The organism is Leptothoe sp. PORK10 BA2, assembly GCF_034932105.1.
Classification (GTDB): Bacteria; Cyanobacteriota; Cyanobacteriia; order Phormidesmidales; family Phormidesmidaceae; genus Leptothoe.
In genome coordinates, this window is record NZ_JAYGIG010000121.1 from 55,604 (window position 1) to 78,128 (window position 22,525).

General features: G+C 50.9%; 18 protein-coding genes. 14 read left to right on the top strand and 4 right to left on the bottom strand.

What is annotated here, in order from left to right; translation table 11 throughout:
- Window positions 1-76: 76 nt before the first annotated feature.
- From VB741_RS18755 to VB741_RS18785, 7 genes are all read left to right on the top strand, one after another.
- Entirely contained in the window at window positions 77-1,105 is a 1,029-nt protein-coding gene (locus VB741_RS18755; protein ID WP_323366726.1) for an adenosine deaminase, read from the top strand.
- Window positions 1,106-1,300: 195 nt separating this feature from the next.
- Window positions 1,301-3,100 carry an aspartate--tRNA ligase gene (aspS, locus tag VB741_RS18760; protein WP_323366727.1) on the top strand — a complete coding sequence of 600 codons (1,800 nt, stop codon included), beginning with the start codon at window positions 1,301-1,303 and terminating at the stop codon, window positions 3,098-3,100.
- A gap of 16 nt (window positions 3,101-3,116) precedes the next feature.
- Window positions 3,117-3,287, top strand: coding sequence for a hypothetical protein (locus tag VB741_RS18765; RefSeq protein WP_323366728.1), 171 nt, complete (start codon window positions 3,117-3,119; stop codon window positions 3,285-3,287).
- Window positions 3,275-3,601: a DUF6464 family protein gene (locus tag VB741_RS18770; RefSeq protein ID WP_323366729.1), complete on the top strand. Its 327-nt coding sequence runs from the start codon at window positions 3,275-3,277 to the stop codon at window positions 3,599-3,601. The genes VB741_RS18765 and VB741_RS18770 overlap by 13 nt, the downstream gene beginning before the upstream one ends.
- A gap of 520 nt (window positions 3,602-4,121) precedes the next feature.
- A complete protein-coding gene (locus VB741_RS18775) occupies window positions 4,122-6,383 on the top strand; it encodes an amylo-alpha-1,6-glucosidase (RefSeq protein ID WP_323366730.1) in 2,262 nt (753 codons plus the stop codon).
- A gap of 270 nt (window positions 6,384-6,653) precedes the next feature.
- Window positions 6,654-8,420: an alpha-amylase family glycosyl hydrolase gene (locus VB741_RS18780; protein ID WP_323366731.1), complete on the top strand. Its 1,767-nt coding sequence runs from the start codon at window positions 6,654-6,656 to the stop codon at window positions 8,418-8,420.
- A gap of 120 nt (window positions 8,421-8,540) precedes the next feature.
- Window positions 8,541-9,629 (top strand): glycosyltransferase family 4 protein, encoded by a 1,089-nt coding sequence (locus VB741_RS18785; RefSeq protein ID WP_323366732.1) that lies wholly within the window; start codon window positions 8,541-8,543, stop codon window positions 9,627-9,629.
- Between the two features lie 123 nt (window positions 9,630-9,752).
- On the opposite strand, the gene VB741_RS18790 is transcribed toward VB741_RS18785, so the two are convergent.
- Window positions 9,753-11,438, bottom strand: a complete 1,686-nt coding sequence (locus VB741_RS18790; protein WP_442786397.1) for a CTP synthase — start codon at window positions 11,436-11,438, stop codon at window positions 9,753-9,755.
- A gap of 327 nt (window positions 11,439-11,765) precedes the next feature.
- On the opposite strand from VB741_RS18790, the gene VB741_RS18795 reads away from it, so the two are divergent.
- Window positions 11,766-13,541, top strand: a complete 1,776-nt coding sequence (locus tag VB741_RS18795) for an N-acetylmuramoyl-L-alanine amidase (protein ID WP_442786398.1) — start codon at window positions 11,766-11,768, stop codon at window positions 13,539-13,541.
- A 1,126-nt stretch (window positions 13,542-14,667) separates the two neighbouring features.
- Here VB741_RS18795 and VB741_RS18800 read toward each other — a convergent pair.
- Both VB741_RS18800 and VB741_RS18805 read right to left on the bottom strand, forming a co-directional pair.
- Entirely contained in the window at window positions 14,668-15,594 is a 927-nt protein-coding gene (locus VB741_RS18800; RefSeq protein ID WP_323366735.1) for a LysR family transcriptional regulator, read from the bottom strand.
- Between the two features lie 280 nt (window positions 15,595-15,874).
- Window positions 15,875-16,561 carry a glutathione S-transferase N-terminal domain-containing protein gene (locus VB741_RS18805; protein ID WP_323366736.1) on the bottom strand — a complete coding sequence of 229 codons (687 nt, stop codon included), beginning with the start codon at window positions 16,559-16,561 and terminating at the stop codon, window positions 15,875-15,877.
- Window positions 16,562-16,743: 182 nt separating this feature from the next.
- Here VB741_RS18805 and VB741_RS18810 point away from each other — a divergent pair, with 182 nt between their 5' ends.
- The 4 genes from VB741_RS18810 to VB741_RS18825 all read left to right on the top strand — a co-directional run bounded on the left by VB741_RS18810 (window position 16,744) and on the right by VB741_RS18825 (window position 19,358).
- Complete coding sequence (locus tag VB741_RS18810; RefSeq protein ID WP_323366737.1) at window positions 16,744-16,965, top strand: hypothetical protein; 222 nt, start codon at window positions 16,744-16,746, stop codon at window positions 16,963-16,965.
- A gap of 5 nt (window positions 16,966-16,970) precedes the next feature.
- Complete coding sequence (locus tag VB741_RS18815; protein WP_323366738.1) at window positions 16,971-18,023, top strand: M42 family metallopeptidase; 1,053 nt, start codon at window positions 16,971-16,973, stop codon at window positions 18,021-18,023.
- Between the two features lie 145 nt (window positions 18,024-18,168).
- Entirely contained in the window at window positions 18,169-18,708 is a 540-nt protein-coding gene (locus VB741_RS18820) for a cold shock domain-containing protein (RefSeq protein WP_323366739.1), read from the top strand.
- 131 nt (window positions 18,709-18,839) lie between these two features.
- On the top strand, window positions 18,840-19,358 hold the full coding sequence (locus VB741_RS18825) for a YHS domain-containing (seleno)protein (RefSeq protein ID WP_323366740.1): 519 nt from the start codon (window positions 18,840-18,842) through the stop codon (window positions 19,356-19,358).
- Between the two features lie 46 nt (window positions 19,359-19,404).
- Here VB741_RS18825 and VB741_RS18830 read toward each other — a convergent pair whose 3' ends face one another.
- On the bottom strand, window positions 19,405-21,159 hold the full coding sequence (locus VB741_RS18830; RefSeq protein ID WP_323366741.1) for a hypothetical protein: 1,755 nt from the start codon (window positions 21,157-21,159) through the stop codon (window positions 19,405-19,407).
- A 310-nt stretch (window positions 21,160-21,469) separates the two neighbouring features.
- Here VB741_RS18830 and VB741_RS18835 point away from each other — a divergent pair, with 310 nt between their 5' ends.
- Together VB741_RS18835 and VB741_RS18840 are read left to right on the top strand one after the other, a co-directional pair.
- Complete coding sequence (locus tag VB741_RS18835) at window positions 21,470-21,757, top strand: hypothetical protein (protein ID WP_323366742.1); 288 nt, start codon at window positions 21,470-21,472, stop codon at window positions 21,755-21,757.
- Window positions 21,758-21,825: 68 nt separating this feature from the next.
- Window positions 21,826-22,458 (top strand): hypothetical protein, encoded by a 633-nt coding sequence (locus VB741_RS18840; RefSeq protein ID WP_323366743.1) that lies wholly within the window; start codon window positions 21,826-21,828, stop codon window positions 22,456-22,458.
- Window positions 22,459-22,525 lie beyond the last annotated feature (67 nt).

The following is a 22,525-nucleotide window of genomic DNA, read 5'->3' on the forward strand; positions in this document are numbered from 1 at the left end:
CAGTCATGTTGGGCATTTAATTAATTAATCAGCTCATCAACTATTCTTTGTCAATCTACCCACACTTAGAGGCACTATGAGTCTTTATGCAGAACTCCACCGCCACCTGGGAGGCTCTGTCGTACCCAGGATCCTATGGCGTTATTTCCAAAGAAATCGCCCCGATTTAGCGGAGCGGTTTGCTGACTATTCAGCATTTGAAAGGTTTTACACCCAGCCTAAGGATTCGCTAGAGGAGTACCTAGAGCTTCACACCTTGGTGGAGAGCGTCCAAACTCGAGAAGCATTGCCCTACTTTATCTATCGTCTGATTCGGGGGGCTTATATTTTTGAGAACCTGGCCTATCTGGAACTGCGTTATACGCCGTTTTATCGGACACCCCATAGCCTGGGGGAGCGGCAGCGGACGGACATGATGGCGGAGATCGTGGAGATTGTAGGACGCGCCAGTGCCCAGTCGGAATATCCGGTGGTGACGCGGCAAATCCTGTGTATGCACTCCCGCTTGCCCTACGAGATCAATCGCACCACGATTGATCTGGCGGCCCAGTACCCAGAGTATGTGTGCGCGATTGATATTGCAGGTGGTGATGCGGCCTATCGGGAAAAGCTCGATGAGATTGTCCAGCTGTACCGCTATGCCCAGTCCCTCGGGGTGAAAACCACTGGCCATTTGTACGAAACGCCCAATGGTTGTTATCCAGAGCTATTGCCCTATCTAATGCGGATTGGCCATGGTATCCAGATCCCGTTGCATTATCCCGAGCTGTTGAAAGATGTGGCGGCTCGTGGTCAGTGTTTGGAGGTTTGCCCCACCACCTATCTACAAACTGGCACTCTAGATGAGATTAGCCAGCTCAAGGAGGTATTTAGCCGCTGTTTTGATGCCGGTGTGGATATCGCCATTTGCACGGATAATGCTGGGTTGCACAATGTTCGTTTGCCCTTTGAATATGAAAACTTGCTGACTCAGGATGTGATTGGCTTTGACGGTCTGCGGGCGTGCCAAGAGGCAGCCTTCCGCCATGCTTTTGCTTGGCCCCACCGGAGGCAGCCGGCATCTGTGTTGTCCGATATGCTACAGGGACAGGCATTGGTGCAGTAATGGTTTAGGTAAGGGGGTGCTTGTTCTTAAGTGCACCTGAATGGTTGCGTTTTGGGCTGATGCTACTGGACTGGCAAGAACAATTTAGGTGGGCTGAACGGAAAACTCCAAATTCAAGCCTCAAAATTACCTAACAATCCTAGATAATGGGTAGGCTTTATTTGACTGTAAGAAAATCACCCCTTTCCTAGATCTATGCGTACCTTATACTGCGGCCAGCTGCGGGCCAACCATATTGATAAGGCTGTTACCCTATATGGTTGGGTCGATCGACGCCGGGATCATGGGGGTGTCATCTTTTTGGACCTGCGCGATCGCAACGGTGTGGTCCAAATTGTCAGCGATCCTGAACGGACCCCGGCCTCTTACCCGGTGGCGGATCAGGTACGGAATGAATATGTGGTGAAAATTGAAGGGCGGGTGAGCCAGCGCCCTCCAGACTCCCTCAACCCTAACCTGCCCACGGGGGACGTGGAAATCTATGCCGATAGCATCGAACTGCTGAGCGCGGTACGTACCCAGCTGCCATTTCAAATTTCCACGGCGGAAGAGGAAAACATTCGCGAAGAGCTGCGTCTGAAGTATCGCTATTTGGATCTGCGCCGGGAGCGCATGGGGCGTAATATTCGCCTGCGCCACGAGGTGATGAAAGCCATCCGTCGCTTTCTAGAGGACCAAGAGGACTTTATTGAAGTAGAAACTCCGATTTTGACCCGGTCCACCCCGGAGGGGGCCAGGGACTATGTGCTGCCATCGCGGGTGAACCCCAGCGAGTGGTATGCCCTCCCCCAGTCGCCCCAGCTATTTAAGCAACTGTTGATGGTGGCGGGGATGGATCGCTACTACCAAATTGCCCGCTGTTTTCGGGATGAAGACCTGCGGGCCGATCGGCAGCCGGAATTTACCCAGCTGGACATGGAAATGAGCTTTATGGATCAACAAGAGATCCTGGAGCTGAATGAAAGTCTGGTGGCCCATATTTTTAAAATGGTGAAGGGGATTGATCTCCCCCGGCCCTTTCCCCGCATGACCTATGCCGATGCCATGGCCCGTTACGGCAGTGATAAGCCCGACACCCGCTATGGGTTAGAGCTGGTAGAGGTGTCGGATATTGTTCAGGATTCAGGTTTTAAGGTATTTTCTGGGGCTGTGCAATCCGGTGGCCAGGTGAAGGTGCTGCCCATTCCCAATGGTAACGATGCCATTTCCAATGTACGGATTAAGCCCGGTGGTGATTTGTTTAAGGTGGCCACCGATGCGGGGGCAAAGGGGTTGGCCTATATCCGCGTCCGTGAAGGGGGGGAAATCGACACCATTGGGGCGATTAAGGACAACCTCAGCGACGAGCAAAAGCAGGTTTTGCTGGAGCGAACTGGGGCGGCAGCAGGGCATCTGCTGTTGTTTGGGGCAGGACCCACCGTTACGGTGAATGCCGCCTTGGATAAGGTGCGCCAGGCGGTGGCGGCGGAGCTAGCGCTGATCGATGGGGATAAGCTCAACTTTCTTTGGGTGACGGACTTCCCCATGTTTGAGTGGAACGCTGATGAAAACCGTTATGAGGCCCTACACCATCCATTTACGGCGCCTAATCCTGAGGATATTGCGGACCTCACCACGGCCCGAGCCTTGGCCTACGATCTCGTGCTGAATGGTTATGAAATTGGCGGGGGTAGTTTGCGGATCTATCAGCCTGAGTTGCAGGCGCAGGTGTTTAAGACCATTGGCCTGACGGATGAGGAAGCGCGGGATAAGTTTGGCTTCTTTATGGATGCGTTTGATTTTGGGGCGCCGCCCCATGGTGGCATCGCCTACGGTCTCGATCGCTTGGTGATGCTAATGGCGGGTGAGACGTCCATTCGGGATGCGATCGCATTTCCCAAGACCCAGCAGGCCCGCTGTTTGCTAACCCAGGCCCCCTCCACCGTAGACGAGCGCCAGCTCAAGGAACTCCAGGTTAAGTCCACCTATAAGCCCAAAAAGAAAGAGGACGACTAGGGGAAAGGAGAAGCCCATGTCCACGGTGATCGCGGCGGTGGTCGCCGTGGACATGGGCCATGGCCGATGCTCAGCTTCTCTTCACATTGAGCGGCTTAACTCTTGCAAAACTATCTTTAACTCCCCAAAAACCTACGCTAGGATCGTAGTGATCACTCCAGAAAATCGCTATATATGGCCATCGTAGTGTTTTTGATTTTGGTGGGTTTACTGCCCCCAGCACTGTCCCTATGGGCGACCTATCGGGCCGAGCGACGGGTGATTGAGCGGTTTGACTTGGTGGTGGAATCAGGACGGTATGCCCCCGTCACCCCTTGGCGGCGTCGACACCCAGATGAGCACTACGTTGACGGTCTGGGGTTAGTCATTGGGGATATCACCTGTCAGCTTAATGCCCGCTCTCCTCACATCCGCTGTGCCGTCAATCCCACCGGCCCCTGTGATGGGTGCCGCTCCTACGAAGGGCGCATCTACGATCTGCCGATTAAGCCCTTGAATTAAGTCACTGTTCCCTACTGGGGCCGCAATTGATAAAGATGTTTCCCTAACCCCATAGCCTTTGATCTTAGTGCCCAAACCCAGCAAGTTTATGGTTAGGGGGACGACTCGCGTCCCAGCCGTGGTTAGCCCGTGCTCCATCTCCTAGGCCGATCAGACCATTGGCCTATCGGCAAAATACCCATAAGCCGAATCCAGCAGCTTGATCTGAAATGAATTATTATCTCAAAAGAAAATTGACAAGTGTGAAAATTAGACATAGCTTGCCCAAGCGAAACAATTTGTTCGTACTTATGCACGTAGACTATTTGGCATATCATTTTTTAACCCTGATTCTTAGTGAACTAATACGAATTCAAAGCGTGATTTTGTCAAGACTGCGGCAATAACTACACGCACAAAGATGCAAGTAATTGCTATACCAGAGATCACTAACGTCCATTTTTATCCATGTCTTATAAAAACTGTTTTTAATTAAAAAATGAGCTACCCAATACATTTCAACTTTGGGAGATAAGAGTAAATGTCTGATGCTGTAAAGCTCACAACAACTGAAGAAGATCTTTCTGGGAAAGATGTTGATCGGTCTAAAACTACGTTAGAGCTAGGAGAACGCCAGTTTGTTGCCGTAGATCCAGCTGAAATTTTGGGCTGGCCTTGCACCACTACCCCAAACCAACAGCCCACACTCACGATAAAAGATAACGATCTATTTCTGATTACGGATACCTCAGGAAATATTGGCGGCTGCGTAGATGCCCATATGGATGGCAGCGTGGGATTATTTTGCCAAGATACGCGTTTTTTGAGTCGATTAGAGCTGCAAATCAATAAAAAAGCTCCCGTTTTTCTAAGTAGCACTGCGCAGCGAGGATTTGCCCTTTCCGTTCTCTGTTCTAATCCTCACCTCAGTGATGACATGGGAGCAGAGACCATTGCCATCCAGCGGGATATTGCCTTGCAAGGTGGACTATTGGAAGAACTGACGCTCACTAACTACAGCACCCATCCCGTCACCTTTGAACTCAGCCTAAGTTTTGCCGCCGACTTTGCCGATCTGTTTGAAATTCGTGGTCGTCAGCGGCCAAAACGCGGCCAACTGATGAGGCAGGATGAATCGCCTAATAGCATTGTGATGGCCTATTTGGGCGTGGACCAGATTTTGATGGAGTCAAGGGTAACCTTCTATCAACAGCCCCCCAAGATCATAGAAGGATACACAGCCGTGTGGCAGCTGACCCTCAATGACCATGAAACAATTTGCCTGGGGTATCGGTTAGAGCCAATCATCAATAATCACAAGGCATCCGCTGTGGATCTACCCACCACTTTAAAACAGGCTGTTGCCGCAGAAACTCAGGAAGAGGAGCACTGGCGAGATAGTATCACCCGCCTCCGTACAGATAACCACGCCCTCAACATGATTATTGAGCGGGCTGAAAAAGATCTATATATTCTGAGTCAGACATTTGGTGAAGGTAATGTGTTCTCTGCTGGGGTGCCTCGATTTTCCACCTTGTTTGGACGTGATGCCATCATCACCGCCATGCAGACTCTGGTGCTAAATCCCACCATGGCTCGAAACACCTTAGTCATCCTAGCTAACTACCAAGGCCAGATAGATAATCAGTGGAGAGAAGAGGCCCCTGGCAAAATTCTCCACGAGATTCGTCTAGGTGAGATGGCTCGTTGTGGTGAGATTCCCCACACTCCCTACTATGGGACAGTCGATGCCACACCACTATGGTTAATGCTCTACGCTGACTACTATAACTGGACTGGCGATCAGGAACTCCTGGAACAGTTATGGGATAACGCATTAGCCGCCATGGGATGGATTGACCGTAGCCTAGAACCTACCGGTTATTTAACCTATGAACAGAGTTCTGAGGGTGGATTACGGAATCAAGGCTGGAAAGATTCTTGGCCTTGTATCGTCGATGCCCAGGGCAAATTAGGGGAGGGTGATATCGCCCTGTCTGAAGTCCAAGGGTATGTCTATGCTACAAAAGTACGCATGGCCAAACTAGCCCGACAGAAAAAACGACTTGACCTGGCCGAACGCTGGGAACAAGAAGCCCTTCAACTCAAAGAGCGTTTTAACCAGGACTTTTGGCTGCCAGAACAAGAATTTTATGCATTAGCCATTGACGGGAGTGGCCAGGTGATGGACAGCATCACATCTAACCCTGGCCATTGCTTAGGGTTAGGGATTCTCGATGAGGCCAAAGCCACCAAAGTAGCTCAGCGTCTTCAATTACCTGATATGTCTAGCGGCTGGGGCATCCGTACCCTCAGTAGCAAGTCCCCTGCTTTCAACCCCATGGGATATCATATCGGGTCGATTTGGCCCCACGATAATAGCATTATTGCCACTGGACTACGGGCTCAAGGACATGTCACCGAGGCTCTAGAGATTGCCCAGGCAATTATCGATATGACCAACGCCCAGGAGTATAGTCGACCTCCCGAGTTATTCTGTGGCTACGACCGTCGTCCCAATGTGAGTCCCGTCCGTTATCCTGTTGCATGTTCTCCCCAAGCTTGGGCCACCGGAGCCATTTTTCAGCTGCTGCACATGATGGTTAACCTGATTCCTGAGGCCACCACCAACTGTTTACGAATAGTCGGCCCTGTCTTGCCAGAGTCAATTCAGCACCTCTCTTTAGAAAATTTACACGTTGGCAATGCGGTATTACATCTGGAGTTTGAAAGATCTCATAAAGCGACAGCCTGCCGTGTTGTTAGCAAACGAGGAAATTTAAAAGTGATTATTGAAGCATAGAAAAGTTCATCGTATTCAATCGGCTAACTCTTTCTGTAACTTTTCCTATGGGTGCAACAATCAAACTTCCCAGTGAAAACTGTTGTACCCATTTAGGAAGAGAGTTAGAAAAATATGACCTATCAAACCTGATATGTATTCTAAACAGGTTTGATAGGCTAAATACCTGGATATAGCTGAATTCACACAATAGGCAGTCATCTTAGGCAATATCTATAGATTCTTGTTGTTTTCCTTGCTGTTTTCTCTTATTTGAAGGAATGTTTTCCTATGGCTCAGTCCTGCTCAAAAACTCCCTGGTGGAAGGGGGCTGTCATCTATGAAATTTATATTCGCAGTTTCTATGCCAATCCTGCGATCACATCCGTAGAACAGAGCCATGAAAAAGACGGTAGCATTGGTACCTTACTTGGGATTGTGGATAAACTTGACTATATCCAAACACTGGGTGTGGATGCTATCTGGATAACACCATTCTATAAGTCTCCCATGAGAGATTTTGGATATGATGTTGAAGATTATTATGAAATTGATCAACGATTTGGGACTATAGAGCATTTCAAACATCTGATTGACGAAGCCCATAAACGAGATTTAAAGGTTGTTGTCGATCAAGTATGGGGGCATACTTCTATTGATCATAAGTGGTTTAAGTCTGAACGACAGAATCTTGTAAGTGAAGAATGCGACAGCAGTTGGTATGTTTGGCAGCCCTCAAAACCGGACGGTATGCCCCCCAACAACTGGTTTTCTTTTTTTGGAGGATCTGCTTGGACATGGGACTCTGAAGTTGATCAATATTATTTACATCATTTCTTAGATACCCAACCTGCCCTAAACCTTCATAACCCAGAGGTAACCGATGAATTGCTAAGGATTTCAGAGTTTTGGCTGGATCTGGGCGTCGATGGATTTCGACTAGATGCCGTACCCTTTTGGATGCATGATCCGGCCTTCACAGATAATCAGCCTCGGGCAAAGGGAGAGGCCCCTGCAGATGGATTTTCCAGGGATTTACCATCCGCCAAGCAGCGGCAAACATACAATGTCGATCATGAGAATCTCCTGCGCTTTCTGACTGAATTTCGTAAGAGTGTGGATTCTAGGCCTGATGCTGAGGATCGATCCATTTTGTTAATGGCAGAAGTTGCTGCTGAAAAGTCCATTGAAGTTGCGGCAAAATATTCACAAAAAGATCGTTTGCATACGGCTTATAACTTCGCTTTGCTGAAGATCTGCCACAACGCTAATGAGGTTGTGCAAACGGTACGGGCTGCCCTAGAAAGCTTGGAGTCGAAAGAAATAGGAGCTGACAATACCTGTTGGTGTATTGGTAATCATGACGTCCAAAGGATCGTTTCACGCTGGGGCAGCTATGCCATCGCCGCAAACAAATCCGATCGCTTTGCCAAGCTAGTGATGTCCTTACACCTATCCTTGCCAGGTAGTATTTGTATTTATCAAGGGGAAGAACTCGGCCTCCCCCAAGCCCAGCTTAACCATGATCAATTGAAAGATCCCTATGATAAAGCATTAGGTGATAAGCAAGTGGGGCGGGATGGGGCTAGAACCGTAATGCCTTGGGAAGAGGAGGAGCCCTACTTTGGCTTTTCTAAAGAACGACCGTGGCTCGATCTGCCTAACAATCTACAGGAGTACACCCAACGTACGGTGGATGGCCAGCAGGAGAATGTTAATTCAGTGCTCCATAGCTATCGAAAATTTTTAGCATGGCGTAAACAGAATCGGTCAACTATCATCCACGGAGATTTTCGCCTACTACGCTCCATCGAAGAACCACTCTTAGCCTTTTCTCTTGAATGTGATGCAGGTGAAGAATTACTATTTGTCTACAATTTTAGCCTGAGAAAGAGTCGTTTCTTGTTGCGTAACTATTGGTATGAATGCATTCCCCTAAAAGATGAGGATAGCTTCCTAAAGGATCTCGATTTTGTGATGGGTAGCCAGAACCAGGTAGGGAGTGCCATTATTTTGGAGCCCCTTAGTTTTTATCTAGCCCGGATACCTGCTGTGTAAATAATAGTCACAGCAGTCGAGACAAAGCTGTAGAATCATAAGCAATCATCACGATCAAGTGAGATTGTTTATGATGAGTTTTTAGAGTTGACCTGTTTTCCAACAAGGAGTAACAATATTATGCGTGCCGAGCGCCCCCTCAGGATTGCTATTGTTTCTACCCTCTGGGAGCAGGTTCCTCCGAAAGTGTATGGTGGCATTGAGCTAGTGGTTAGTCTTCAGGCAGATGGGTTAGTTAAACGGGGACATGATGTGACCCTTTTTGCCGCTGGAGATGCTCTGACTGAGGCAAAGCTTGAACCCGCTTGCCCACTGGCGCTGCGCCATGACCCTGAATCGGAAAACCTCAGTTTATGGCATCTCTTTCGCAAAAATAGGGCCTTGGAGATGGGGCAGTTGCAGAAAGTATATGCACGAGCTGATCAGTTTGACGTTATTCATTCCCATTCAGAACTGTTTCCTTTGCCATTTGCTAAACATTCAACGACCCCTACGGTCCATACTCTGCATATGGATTTGAGTCCAGCAGCAGGGGCACTCTTTGCCCAATATCCTGACCAAGGATTAATCAGCATTAGTGATGCTCAACGGGACCCCTTTCCTGAGCTGAATTACATCAGAACCGTTTACAACGCCATTGATGTAGCTAAGCATCCGTTCTCTGAAACCCCTCAGTCCCCTCCATACTTGGCATTTTTAGGCAGATTATCCTTGGAAAAGGGGGTACTTGATGCCGTTAAAGTGGCGAAACAGGTAGGATTGCCGCTAAAAATTGCAGGAAAGCTGGGCAAAGAAGATGAATCCTTCTACGCACAGAACGTTGAACCTCTGATTGATGGAGAGCAAATTTGCTATATCGGGGAAGTGAGTAATGAAGAAAAAATGGAGCTCTTGAGACATGCCGCTGTGACCTTGTTTCCGGTCAATTGGCGGGAGCCTTTTGGCTTAGTGATGATTGAATCAATGGCCTGTGGCACACCAGTGATTGGGCTCTGCAATGGCTCAGTCCCGGAAGTCATTGAACACGGAAAGACTGGGTTTGTTTGCCAAAATGTTGAAGAAATTGTCAACGCTGTACCGAAAGCGATGGCCCTCAGCCGTCAGTACTGTCGCGACTATGTTGAAAGGCGATTTGGCATTCAGCAAATGCTGGAGGGATATGAGGATGCTTACCAGCAGGCTATTTTGAATAAACAAGCGGTATCATGAGTTCCGGTATGGCATTAGATAGGGTATGACATCGTAGGCCAGGCATGGCGGGCATCACTCAGATTTATAGCCTCCGTGTCCCACCACGCACAGTTTCTTCAAAACTACCCAGACTTAGACGTTTTAGCTAACCGGATCTGCTACTGGATCGGCATTCGCTTCAGGTATCCGAGTATTGATCTTTGTTTTTTGTGTACTAGGGGAGATTGTTTCAGCTCTTGTTGAGGCTGCTTTGATCATTCCTAAAAACAGCGGATGGGGGGCATTGGGGCGAGACTGAAACTCTGGGTGGAACTGGCTAGCGATAAAGAAGGGATGGTCCGGCAGTTCGATAATTTCTACCAGCCGCCCGTCTGGGGAGGTGCCACTGACCACATAGCCCGTTTCTAAAAATAGATTCCGGTAGGCATTATTAAATTCATAGCGGTGACGATGGCGCTCATAGATCACCGGCTGATCGTAAAGTTGGCTGGCCAGGGTGCCGGGCTCTAGCCGACAGGCATAGAGGCCCAATCGCATGGTGCCTCCCAGGTCTACCACGTCCAGTTGTTCTGGTAATAGGTTGATCACCGGGTTCTCACTGTTGGGATCAATTTCAGCACTGTTGGCTTCGGCTAGGTGAGCGACATTGCGGGCCCATTCCACCACAGCACATTGCATGCCCAGGCATAGACCGAGGAAGGGAATTCCCTGCTCTTTGATGTATTCAATGGTGCGGATTTTGCCATCGATGCCCCGGGTGCCAAAACCGCCCGGTACTACAATGCCATGGACGCCTGTTAGATATTTGGCCGGTTCGTCTGCTTCAATGTCCTCGGAACTGATCCAGCGAATGCTCACTTCCGCATGGATGGAGATGGCTGCATGCCTTAAGGCCTCCACCACGGATAAATAGGCATCATTCAGGCTGACATACTTGCCCACAATGGCAATGTCCAGGGTCTGGGTGGGGGTGTACATCCGCTCCACCAGGGTGGACCAGGCGGTGAGGTCGGGGGTGCGGGGTTCTAAATTTAATAGGCGAATGGCTTGTTCCGCTAGACCCTCCTGCTCCATCAGCAGGGGGACTTCATAAATGCTGGCGGCATCGCTGGCGGCGATGACACAGGCTTCGGGCACATCGCAAAAGTCGGATACCTTGGCTTTAATATGTTTAGGAATTGTCTGGGCACAGCGGCAGACTAGCAGATCGGGCTGGAGGCCAATGGATCGTAGTTCTTTGACGGAGTGTTGGGTGGGCTTGGTTTTGATTTCCCCCGCCGCTGGCAGATAGGGAATCAGGGTCACATGCATGTAAATTACGTTTTCTCGGCCCACATCCTTGCGAAACTGGCGGATGGCTTCTAAAAAGGGCAGCCCTTCGATGTCCCCCACGGTGCCGCCAATTTCGACGATCACTACATCGGGGTTGCGGTTTTGGGCTACCCGCCGAATGCGTTCCTTGATTTCATTGGTGACGTGGGGGATCACCTGCACCGTGCGACCGTCGTATTCGCCGCGTCGTTCTTTGTTAATTACCGCCTGGTAAATGGAGCCGGTGGTGACGCTGTTCAGTCGCGACATGGAGGTGTCGGTAAAGCGCTCATAGTGGCCCAGGTCGAGGTCGGTTTCGGCCCCATCTTCGGTGACAAAGACTTCACCATGTTGAAACGGGCTCATGGTGCCGGGATCGACGTTAATGTAGGGATCTAGCTTGAGGATCGATACGGAATAGTCGCGGGACTTGAGCAGACGGCCTAGGCTAGCCGCCACGATGCCCTTTCCAATGCTGGAAACTACACCGCCCGTGACAAATACAAATTTAGTCATCATGCGATCGCAAAGCGAATATTAAACCACACCTATCCCCTAGAAGGGTGGATTTTCCCACAGGAAATTACAGCTTCTAACGGGGTGCTGCTTGAATCCATTAATTGTGCCACAGGGTTAGGGTTGTGCCACAGGGTTAGGGGCTGTTCTCCTAAAGTTTCTCGCGAAGTTTCTCGCGATTAGTGCTGTTGTGAACGGCAGGCGCAAAGCTATAATCTCGCCCGTAGGGTTACTGGAGGTAGGACCATGGTAAATCAATGGACCAGGTGGACAGGAGTACTGGGGATACTGATACCGGCCCTACAGTTTACCGTTGGACAACCCGTCATGGCCCACCCTGACCAGGCCCCAGCTGACCCAGCTCCAGCTGACTTGGCCCAAGCTAGTCTGGCCCAAGCTAACCTTTTTGTCGCCTATCCCCCGGCCAACCACACCACCGTGTCGGATCGGATCTTTTTTATTGGTACCGCTGATCCCGGTCGAGATGTGTTGATCAATGGCAATCCGATTCGCGATCGCAGCTCCGCCGGACATTTTGCCCCCACGATCCCCCTAGTCATTGGCAATAACCGCGTCACCCTGACCCAGGGCAGCGAAAGCGTCACCTTCAACATCACCCGCAATTCCCTAGAGCCCCCCCAGCCCAGCGGCATGGCCTTTGCCGATGGCACCCTAGAACCCAGTCGCAGCCTGGCCCGACAACCGGGGGAACTGATTTGCTTTGGGGCCATTGCCCCAGCCCAGGCCCAGGTGGCCGTAGCCCTAGGGGAGCAGACTATTCCCCTCAGCCCCCAATCCTCCAATGTGGAGCTGCCTCCCAACTACGGGGTACTCACTGAACAGACGGATCCCTATGCCGCCGCTGGGGATCAATTCAGGGCATCCCAATATGCCGGGTGCGCCACCTTTAACCAACCCCAAAATTTTGGGACCCCAGAGTTTCAACTGACCCTCAATGGTCAAACCATCACCCAGGCAGGCGGTGGTCCCATCGAAATTCTGTCCCCCATCACCTTTCAAGTGGCGACGGTCACCGTCGACGCGGGGATTACTCGCACGGGGCCGAGTACCGATTACTCTCGCTTAACGCCATTACCTAAGGGCACCCAGGCTGCGGTGACCGGTCGGGAGGGGGACTGGGTGCGCCTCGACTACGGTGCCTGGATTAAGGCGGCAGAAGTGGCCATTGCCCCCAGTCCCGTGCCACCCACCACCGCCATTCGCGGTGTTAGGTCTCGCCAAGTGCCCGATTGGACCGAGGTGATCTTTCCCTTGCAGGTGCCGGTACCGATGGATGTGGAGCAAGACACCACCAGTCTGACCCTGACGTTGCACAACACGGTGCCCCAAACCGACACCATCTACTTCTCAGACGACCCGGTGGTGGAGCGCATGGACTGGCAGCCCATTTTGCCCGATAAGGCCTCCTACACATTTCACTTTAAAGCCGATCAGCAGTGGGGTTATAAGCTCCGCTACGAAGGCACCAATTTAATTCTGTCGTTGCGGCATCCCCCCACGGTGAGTGGGGCTGATGGTTCAACCCCGCTGCAGGGTACGACCATATTGCTTGATCCCGGCCATGGCAGTGATGCCGACCTGGGGGCTCGTGGCCCGACGGGGTACCCGGAGAAAGATGTGGTCTTGTTGGTTTCTAAACTGGTGCGGGATGAGCTACAGGCTTTGGGGGCCTCCGTGGTGATGGTGCGAGAGGGAGATGAGGATCTGTTTCCGAGCGATCGCGTGGCCGTGATTGATGCCACGGAACCCACACTGGCCCTGAGTCTGCACTACAATGCCCTGCCAGACAATGGCGATGCGCTCAATACGGCAGGGATTGGGGCCTTTTGGTATCACCCCCAGGCCCACGATTTAGCTTTGTTTTTGCACAATTACTTGGTGGAGACTTTGGACCGACCGGCCTATGGCGTGTATTGGAATAACCTTGCCCTCACCCGACCGACGGTCACACCCAGCGTGTTATTAGAGTTGGGATTTATGATTAATCCCCAGGAGTTTGAGTGGATTGTGGACCCGGCAGCACAGCAAGCATTGGCCAAAACCTTGGCCAATGGGGTGGCGGCCTGGGTGGCTAGCCGGTAGGCACCAAGCGATAACTCAGGCCTGGCAAGGCATCCACATATCCTCCGTAGGAATACTCTACTTTCGGATAATGTTAGACTTCAACATATTTAGTTACATTAATAGATGAAACTAAACTCTGGAGTCGCGCTTCGGCGGTAGATGCTGACCGTAGAGTGTCTTCAAATATCCTGTCAAAATCTCCTGGGCGTCTTGCTAGGGAGATTTTTTTTATGTGTGGCAAGGGCAAGGGTTTGGGATGGCGATTACCTATGGTGTGAACTGTGGGCGCAAAGCTATATTGCGTTGGTGTGAATTTGGGGCATGATTTGGGTAGCGGTTTGACCTGACGGCAAGGCTTAAGCACTTGTGCAAAAGACAATGAAAAAAAGTTCGGTATTGTCTTTTGCGTGATAATTCTCTCTTGATTTGTGAAGGTTATGTGGTTCGTCCGAGGTAATACGGATTGTATCCGTGATAACACTTGTGTAACAAGGCAAATTCAGCTATAAAAAGCTTTGGTAATAGTGATTTTATCGATTTTGGTGGAATTTATCGGATGCTAAAGCCTGAAATATAAAATACTTCTTGAGTTCTCCTGAGGTGGCAATAAAACAAGTTATGTTGTGAACAACGCTAAACCGGAGATTTGTTGAAAGCGGTGGGGGCTCTTAGGGAGTTTTCTGCTACCCAAGAACTGTATCTGTATCCATTTAGGTGATGGTAGTGATTGGGGGCTTTTTGTCTTTTGATATTTCTTCAAAATATCCTGTTCGAATCTCCTGAGCATTGTGCAAAGGAGATTTTTCTTTTGAGGTTATGCTATTCGCTCTCTTCTGAAATATAAAAAACTTCTTGAGTTCTCGTGAGGTGACAATAAAACAAGTTATGTTGTGAACAACGCTAAACCGGAGATTTGTTGAAAGCAGTGGGGGTCTCTTAGGGAGTCTTCTGCCACCCAAGAACTGTATCTGTATCCATTTAGGTGATGGTAGTGATTGGGGCGTTTTGGCTTTTGATATTTCTCCAAAATATCCTGTTCAAATCTCCTGAGCATTGTGCAAAGGAGATTTTTCTTTTGAGGTTATGCTATTTGCTCTCTAAGGGGTCCATCGATTCCCTTTGGGATGGGCCATGGGGCGCAAAATTATGTTGCCGGTGGGAATATGGGGAGTGATTGGGCGACGATGGCTTCCTTGAGCATTTCCAGAAAGGCAAACACCGGTGGGGGGAGCAGGGCATCGGCGAGGGTGGCCACGCAGATTACCCGATAGAAGGGCTCTGGTAGGCTGCAAACCTGTACCCCAGGGGGGATGGGCTCGGCGGCTAACCGGGGTGAAATGGCCGCCCCTAGACCTTTGGCTACCATGTTGACAATGGTGGCATCGGAGCGAATTTGATAGGTGGGTCTTAGCTCCACGCCGTACTGGCGGCCATGGTGGATCACCATGGCATCGCAGCTATCGCCGTCGGGGGCCATGATCAAGGGGTGGGAGGTGAGGGTTTCCCAGGTGAGGGGATGGGGCAGCACTGCATCGGGGGGGAACAGCACCACAAATTCATCTCGGGTGAGTTCTGAGGCTTCGAGATCTGGGGCATGGGGCAGGTAGGTAATGCCTATATCTGCTTTGCCCTTGCGTAAGTCGGCTTCCACGTCGGGCCGGTCGTCGTATTCGGCAATGGTAATTGCGATCGCAGGATATCGCTGGCAATACTGGGCTATCACCTCCGGCAAGATGTGGGTGGCGGCACTACGAAAGGCGGCAACGCGCAACTGTCCCCCCTCAAATCCCTTAGCCAAATTGGCCTGTTGATAAATATCCGCAATCAGATGGAGGACATGGCGGGCGCGTTCAATAATCTGTTGTCCCACTGGAGTGGGCACCGCCCCATGGCGACCCCGGGAAAATAGGAGTACCCCCAGGTCTTCCTCGAGGGTGGCAATGGCGTAGCTCACCGCCGACTGGGATAGCTGCAGCTGCAGGGCCGCCTCGCTAAAGCTGCCCCCATCAGCCACGGCGATTAGTACCCGCAGCTGCGAGGGTTTGAGTTGCCCTAGGCGATCCTGTCCCATGGTGTATATGCAGAGTGACCCACCTCATTGTGGCAAGTTCCAGGCCATTCACCTATGGAATCCACTGATAATGTCCATTGGCTGGTCTAATGGGACTCTAATGGGACTCTAATGGGACTCTAATGAGGAGCGGATCAGTCCTATTTTGGGGTATCAACTTAAGCCGGAAAATCCTGGCTAGGTGGGGAATCCGGGGCCAGAAGCCATTGAGATCCTGATTCCTGACTCCTGACTGCTGAATACTATCCTGGGGAAAACGTCCCGCTTTGAGTTGGTACCCCTATTTTTCTAAGTTGAAGAGAAGCTTTTTCTCTTCGTCAGAAAATGCCTTAGGGGCAGGGTTGATCGTTTTTGCTTGGTCGTAGGCTTGCCGGACGGCGGGGCGAGCGGCAATGGTCTCAAACCATCGCTGCAGGTGGGGAAAATCGTTTAAGTCTTGACCCTGCATGGCATGGGGCACAATCCAGGGGTACATGGCCATGTCTGCAATGGAGTAGTCTCCAGCCACATAGTCCCGATCTGCCAGGCGCTGATTCAATACGCCGTAGAGGCGCGCCGTTTCTTTGACATAGCGGTTGATGGCATAGGGAATTTTCTCCGGAGCATAGCCAGAGAAGTGATGGTTTTGCCCCAGCATGGGACCCAGGCCTCCCATTTGCCAATTGAGCCACTGCAGCACCTCGGTCCGGCCCCGCAGGTCCGGCGGTAGGAACTGCCCCGTTTTCTCGGCTAAATACTGCAAAATTGCCCCCGATTCAAACAGACTGATGGGCGCACCGCCGCCAGTGGGAGCCTGGTCGACGATGGCTGGAATCCGATTGTTGGGAGAAATTTTCAGGAATTCTGGTTTGAACTGGTCCCCCTGGCCAATGTTGACCGGGTGAAGGGTGTACGGGACGTTGGCTTCTTCCAGGAAAATCGTGATTTTGTGGCCGTTGGGCGTCGTCCAATAATAGAGATCGATCATGACTCACTGCCTTGTACGAAAATCTTGAACTATTCTAGCGCAGATATCACAGATGCTATTCAACCGGAGTCAGATGCCCTCTGTGCTTGACTCCTAGCCCCTTGACTCCTAACCCCTGGGTTTCTAACTCCGGCCTTCCCCAAGCTATGGCAGGATAGAACGGTTGCATTCATGAGCAGACCATGGCCCTATCAAAGGCAGAATCGAAACAGCTGTTGGAACGGATGATTTTTGAAGAAACGGCTCCCCAGGACTGGGTGCAGGATGTGTGGGGGCTGAGCCCCATGCACGGCGACGAAGCGGCTAAGCTGTTAGATGTGTTTGAGGCCCTGGTGGAGTGCTGCTCTGAAGAGAAGCTGGAGAATTTAGTGCAGAGTCTGGTGATCTCTCGGACGGAGGTATAGACCCCATGGCTCCCTGGGACGTAGATCGATTTTTTGCTGTTATAGAAGAGTTAGTCCTTTGCCATTCCCCCAGTGGTGTAGAAGGTGAGGTGGATCGCTATATCCAGCAGTGGTTGGATAATCTGGGGGTGGACCATCGGCAGGATGAAGCAGACAATATTGTGGTTAAAATCCCCGGTCGCACCAGCGATGGGGCGATTGCCGTTACGGCTCACAAGGATGAAATTGGTGGCATCGTCAAAGGGATTGAAGCCGCCGGATGTCTACAGGTGCGGCGCTTGGGTGGGGCCTATCCCTGGGTTTATGGGGAGGGGGTGGTGGATCTGTTGGGCGACCAGGAAACCATCTCTGGGATTCTGAGCTTTGGCTCTCGCCATGTATCCCACGAGTCTCCTCAAAAGGTGCAGCAGGAAGATAAAGCGGTGCATTGGGAGACTGCTTGGGTCGAGACAAAACTCTCGACGGTGGAGTTGGTGCGGGCGGGGATTCGTCCCGGCACTCGGATGGTGGTGGGGAAACATCGCAAACGCCCGTTTCGCCTGGGGGACTACATTGCTAGCTATACCCTGGATAACAAGGCTTCGGTGGCGATTTTGTTGGGGCTGGCAGAACAGGTCAAAAATCCCCCCGTGGATGTGTATTTGGTGGCCTCGGCCAAGGAGGAGGTGGGGGCCATCGGCGCCCTTTATTTTAGCCAGCGGCAGCGTCTAAGTCGGCTGATTGCGTTGGAAATTTGTCCCCTGGCTAAGGAGTATCCTATCGTAGACGGCCCTCGGCCCGTTTTGTTTGCTCAGGATAGCTATGGCCTCTATGATGAGTTGCTCAACCGAGAAATTCTTTCGGCGGCGTCTACAGTGGGTGTAAATCTACAGCAGGCGGTGGTTTCACAATTTGGCAGTGATGCGTCTATTGCCATGAAGTTTGGCCATGTGCCCCGGGGGGCCTGTTTGAGTTTTCCCACTCAGAATACCCATGGGTATGAGATTGCCCATTTGGATGCGATCGCAAATTGCCTCACGGTCCTCACCGAATATCTGAGTAACGGTGTAGCGAAGTAAGGTCAGCAAGCCACTTTAGAGGGATCTTGGGATTTTAACCATCCCAGGTTTATGATTAATGTGTAATCGTACTACTGTTGATCGATTAACATTTAGATCCGCTAGATCCGCGAACGATTTTTAGTAGAAGGCCAAGAGTTGTTGTATGAATCCTGGATTGCAGAAAGGAAAGCTAGCAACTTGGAAGGACGATCAAGGCTTTGGGTTTATCAAGCCAGAGGATGGTGGTAGAGATGTTTTCTTGCACATTAGTGCTCTGAAAGGCGCAGGTCGCCGCCCAAGAGTCGGCGATACAATTTTATATCAGCAAGTTACTGAATCTGCCAGGAAGATACGTGCCGCTAGAGCCTCCATTCAAGGTGTTGCACCTCGACCTTTGCCTGTTAAGAGAAAAAGCAGCAAAGGTGGCTTACTCGGAATGGCTGTTGGTATAGCCGTTTTAGCTGTTGTTACTGTGTTTACAATGCAGTTTGCTCCTAGTCGTTCTCCCTCACTAATCACATCCATTTTGCGGCCAGAATGTACGATTAAAGGCAATATTGCAGTGGCAACCGGGAATAAGGTGTACCATCTTCCGGGCATGGAGGATTATGAATCAACGGTGATTGATCACACGAAGGGTGAGAGGTGGTTTTGTTCAGAGTCAGATGCGATCGCACAAGGTTGGCGTAAAGCACCAAGATAGCCCATAGCCCCCCATGCATTAGTTCAGATGTTCTTCCTGATTCCTCTTCAGTAAACCAAATAGGATTTCTCAGGCAGTTTTCAGGTTAGGTGCGTTTAATCTAATCACCCTTTTGATTCCAATAAAGCACTATGAAACGCTCAATTCTTGTTTCCCTGGCCCTAGCCAGTACCATGGTTTTTGCCAGCTGCGCCACCCCTAGCCCCACCTCAGTGTCTGAGGCCCCTGCTGCGCCCGATGCAGCTGCCCCCGCCACCGAACAGGCGGCACCGGCCTATGCCGTATTTGCCAAAGATGGGGTGGCCATTGCCGGTGCTGATCCGGTGGCTTACTTTACCCAGAGCGACTATGTCCCAGGTAGCGATGAGTTTACCCATGATTGGGAAGGCGCAACCTGGCAGTTTGCCTCGGCAGAAAACCGCGATTTGTTTGCGGCCAATCCTGAGGAATATGCGCCCCAGTACGGTGGCTTCTGTGCCTGGGCCGTGAGCCAAGGATCCACCGCCGCCATTGACCCCACCGCCTGGAAGATCGTTGATGGCAAGCTGTACCTCAACTACAGTGCCGGTATTCAGAAAAAGTGGTCTAAGGATATTCCTGGCAACATTGCCAAGGCGGATCAAAACTGGCCTGCAGTCCTGGCTAATTAGGACTGGACAGATCGCTTAAGGACACGGCCCTTGGGGTTGTTGAGTGTTAACGGCCTGCCTGCTGCAGAATACAGCTGGACTCCAGGAGCCAAAACTGGTCAGTTTCTAATCGGGTGCAGTTATCGACTGCACCTTGAAGCATAGGCGTTTGGCCTTGTTGGAGCTGGGTCAGCATCTCAGCCGTTAACGCTTGATAGTTATTAGTCCAGTATTTTTGATCCCTGAGGTACTGGGGGTCAAAAGCTTGTCGGTGCACAAGCCATAGGCTCACCCCATATTGCTCAATAAATTGTCGCACTAGGGCTGGGTCATTGGTATAGTGAGCCTTGAGCAAGGCACTGGCGCTTTTTTTCATCGGGTAATAGTAACCCAGATGAAACGCATTGCCATATTCCGGTGCCATCAGGACTGAGCGTTTACCAAAACTAGGAATGTTATTGGCCTCGGTATCCACAGAGACCACCATGGTCTCTTGGGGCTGGGCTTGTAAATACTCATAGATTGCGGCTTGGGTCCCTACCACATTGTTGGGCTTTGGAAAATTGTTGATCAGCAGTGGATAGTAGAAAAAGAGAGGTAATCCAATGGTTAGGAGCACTAGGGGCAGTCCTAGGGTTTGCCAGCGGGGCCTCTGGGCAAAATAGCCACAGCTCCAATCGAGGATGGCTGTCCATGCGATCGCAGACAAAATAGGCACCATCACCAAAAAACTATAGCCTGTGTAGCGGACGGGCATAAACAGTTTGAAGGCAATCACATAGGCCATCACAAACCAGAATAAGGAGACAATGGTTAGTTTGATAAACAGTCGCCAGGTGGGTCTGATCGCCTGGAGCAAACCAAAACGCCTCTTGTTTAAATACATCGGCCAGATAAATAGGGCGGCCAACATGGTGATGGGCGTAAACATTGAGCGCTTAAACAGACCACTGTGGCTAGATAGCCAGCCTAACCAGTAATACAGGAAATTATCCCTAAAAAAAGGATGCCGACCACCGGGTTGAAATTCTGGCAGGGTATGGGCTTGGGCCATGGTCACCGTAGGCCCAAACCCTTGAGAGCTGAAGTAACTAGGCAGAATACCCAGGGCCACAATGAAGATGGCCCAGCCTGCTAACCAAAGTTTGTCAGGATCTACAATTTGGTTAAATTGTCTGGCTTGCCCAATCGAGCTGAAACGGATGGCATGCGCCACATATAACGTGCCTGTCACCAAAGCCACGGGAGGGTAAATCAATGCCAACAACCCCAGGCAGAATAAACTTAACCACCACTGTTGCCGCATAAAACATAACAACAGTGGCACCAACAGGGGCATGACAAAGCCTCGGGGAGAGCCAGAGGACACGTCCTGGGCACACCACATGCTTTGGCTTAACATCACCGATGCGATCACCCCAGTCAGCGGTAAAGGAAAAACCGTGAGGGTTAATTGATAGAAAAATCCTGCGGTAATTGTCCCCAGGATGACGGGTAAAAGCTTGGCAATAGTCTGGGGTTCGAGCGTTGTGAGCTGGCTAGCAATTTGAAAAAAAAACTTGTAGCCCATCGGGGCAATAGACTGGAGATAATCAGCAATCAGATCATTCGGAAACGCCTTGGGATTAGCAAAGCGGTCCATCCAAAAAAGATAATGGCGAGCATCTTCTTGGATGACGTAAGGCGTCGAGAACGCTTGTTGCGTAGCCATCAGACCATATACCAGGGCAAACAAGAGGCTAATGAACAGTCCTAATTTTTGGTGGCGATGGCTCACCTGGGTAGGGGTTAACAGCCCTAGGCGAACGCGTTTAGCTAACATAGTCTGGGTTCCCCTCATAGGCTGGACATAGGCTGGACATGGCCTGGACATGGACTGGATCTAGATATCCTAGTCAGCATCGTTGTCCGGTTAGTTTAGTCCTTTTTCTACCGCTGTTCTTGGTTTGTAACCTAGCTTTGGATGGTAAACTGGCCCAGCCTGGGGCGATCAGTGCTCAGGTGTGGCAAACGCCCTGATGCTTTAGGATGTTTACTCGTCACATGGGTGTTCTAGGCTGAATGCTTTTAGGGGATATGGCTTGTCCTTACCAATGTGACCAACGCTACCATTGCAGTTTGTTGATCTACCTGTGACTTCTTTGCCTCGGACTCAGTCCGCTATCCAAACCTGGGTGTTGCCGATTGCAACGATTACCCTATTTTTCTGTCTCAAGTTTTTATTTATTCGCAATATGGGCTCGACCAACGAGCTGCACCATTTGCCCCTGGCTCGCCATTTTGTCGATCCGACTTGGCTGGCGGGAGATATTTACTATAGTGAACCGCCGGGCTATCGCTTGCTGTTTCAGTTACTCTTTGGCCCCCTAACAACCACGATGGGCTTTCTGGCCACATCCATCCTGGGGCGTATATCCTAGGCTATCTGGCCCTGGCCATTAGTCTATGGACCTTAGCGCGTCGCTTAGGCATCGGTCTACGGACGCTGATGCTGGCCATTGGGTTATTTGTCTATGTCCGTAGACTCCAGGGAGTGATGGCGGGAGAATGGTTGATCGGGGGCATTGAGCCCAAGATATTTGCCTATAGCGCTATTTTTATGGCCTTGTCTGCGTTACTTGGGGAAAGCTACTTAGGGATGGTGGCTTGGCTCGGTCTTGCGGCTTCTTTCCATGCGTTGGTGGGGGGATGGGCCTCGATGGCGATGCTCCTGTTGCTGCTATGGCGACGCCCCAGGATCCTAATGGATCTGCGGCGCTGGTTAGCGGCCGTGCCCATCTATGGGCTGACCAGTGCCTTTGCCCTCACTGCCGTTCTGACCCAGATCCGATCTCCGGTGGAGGAGACCAGTTTTTCTCCTTCCTATATCTATTCTTTTTTGCGTAACCCCCACCATGTGAACCCCCTGGCCTGGTCTTTGGAAGAGTGGCTCTTCCTCTTGCTCTATTTGTTGGCATTCGCCGGTAGTAGCTGGTGTGTCATGGGTTTGAGGGCATCCAAAAAGCCCCAGGAGGCTAAGATCCACCACAATCGGACCGATTTTATCTGCTTTGTGCTGTGTGGCACTGGTTCCGCCAGGTGGGTCAGCGTAAAGGCATGTTGTATATACGATAGACGATAATAGGTTCAGCAAAAGCTGATCTAATCTGGGTGGTGTTATGGATCTATTTTCTCATCCGTGTCCTTGC

Coding starts and splice junctions, on each gene's coding strand:
- VB741_RS18785 (WP_323366732.1), top strand. CDS start 8,541: ATGCGTGCCGAGCGCCCCCTCAGGATTGCTATTGTTTCTACCCTCTGG.
- VB741_RS18820 (WP_323366739.1), top strand. CDS start 18,169: ATGAATCCTGGATTGCAGAAAGGAAAGCTAGCAACTTGGAAGGACGAT.
- VB741_RS18830 (WP_323366741.1), bottom strand. CDS start 21,159: ATGTTAGCTAAACGCGTTCGCCTAGGGCTGTTAACCCCTACCCAGGTG.
- VB741_RS18775 (WP_323366730.1), top strand. CDS start 4,122: ATGTCTGATGCTGTAAAGCTCACAACAACTGAAGAAGATCTTTCTGGG.
- VB741_RS18810 (WP_323366737.1), top strand. CDS start 16,744: ATGGCCCTATCAAAGGCAGAATCGAAACAGCTGTTGGAACGGATGATT.
- VB741_RS18765 (WP_323366728.1), top strand. CDS start 3,117: ATGTCCACGGTGATCGCGGCGGTGGTCGCCGTGGACATGGGCCATGGC.
- VB741_RS18840 (WP_323366743.1), top strand. CDS start 21,826: ATGCTGGCCATTGGGTTATTTGTCTATGTCCGTAGACTCCAGGGAGTG.
- VB741_RS18790 (WP_442786397.1), bottom strand. CDS start 11,438: ATGACTAAATTTGTATTTGTCACGGGCGGTGTAGTTTCCAGCATTGGA.
- aspS (WP_323366727.1), top strand. CDS start 1,301: ATGCGTACCTTATACTGCGGCCAGCTGCGGGCCAACCATATTGATAAG.
- VB741_RS18815 (WP_323366738.1), top strand. CDS start 16,971: ATGGCTCCCTGGGACGTAGATCGATTTTTTGCTGTTATAGAAGAGTTA.
- VB741_RS18770 (WP_323366729.1), top strand. CDS start 3,275: ATGGCCATCGTAGTGTTTTTGATTTTGGTGGGTTTACTGCCCCCAGCA.
- VB741_RS18800 (WP_323366735.1), bottom strand. CDS start 15,594: ATGGGACAGGATCGCCTAGGGCAACTCAAACCCTCGCAGCTGCGGGTA.
- VB741_RS18795 (WP_442786398.1), top strand. CDS start 11,766: ATGGCCCACCCTGACCAGGCCCCAGCTGACCCAGCTCCAGCTGACTTG.
- VB741_RS18780 (WP_323366731.1), top strand. CDS start 6,654: ATGGCTCAGTCCTGCTCAAAAACTCCCTGGTGGAAGGGGGCTGTCATC.
- VB741_RS18805 (WP_323366736.1), bottom strand. CDS start 16,561: ATGATCGATCTCTATTATTGGACGACGCCCAACGGCCACAAAATCACG.
- VB741_RS18825 (WP_323366740.1), top strand. CDS start 18,840: ATGAAACGCTCAATTCTTGTTTCCCTGGCCCTAGCCAGTACCATGGTT.
- VB741_RS18755 (WP_323366726.1), top strand. CDS start 77: ATGAGTCTTTATGCAGAACTCCACCGCCACCTGGGAGGCTCTGTCGTA.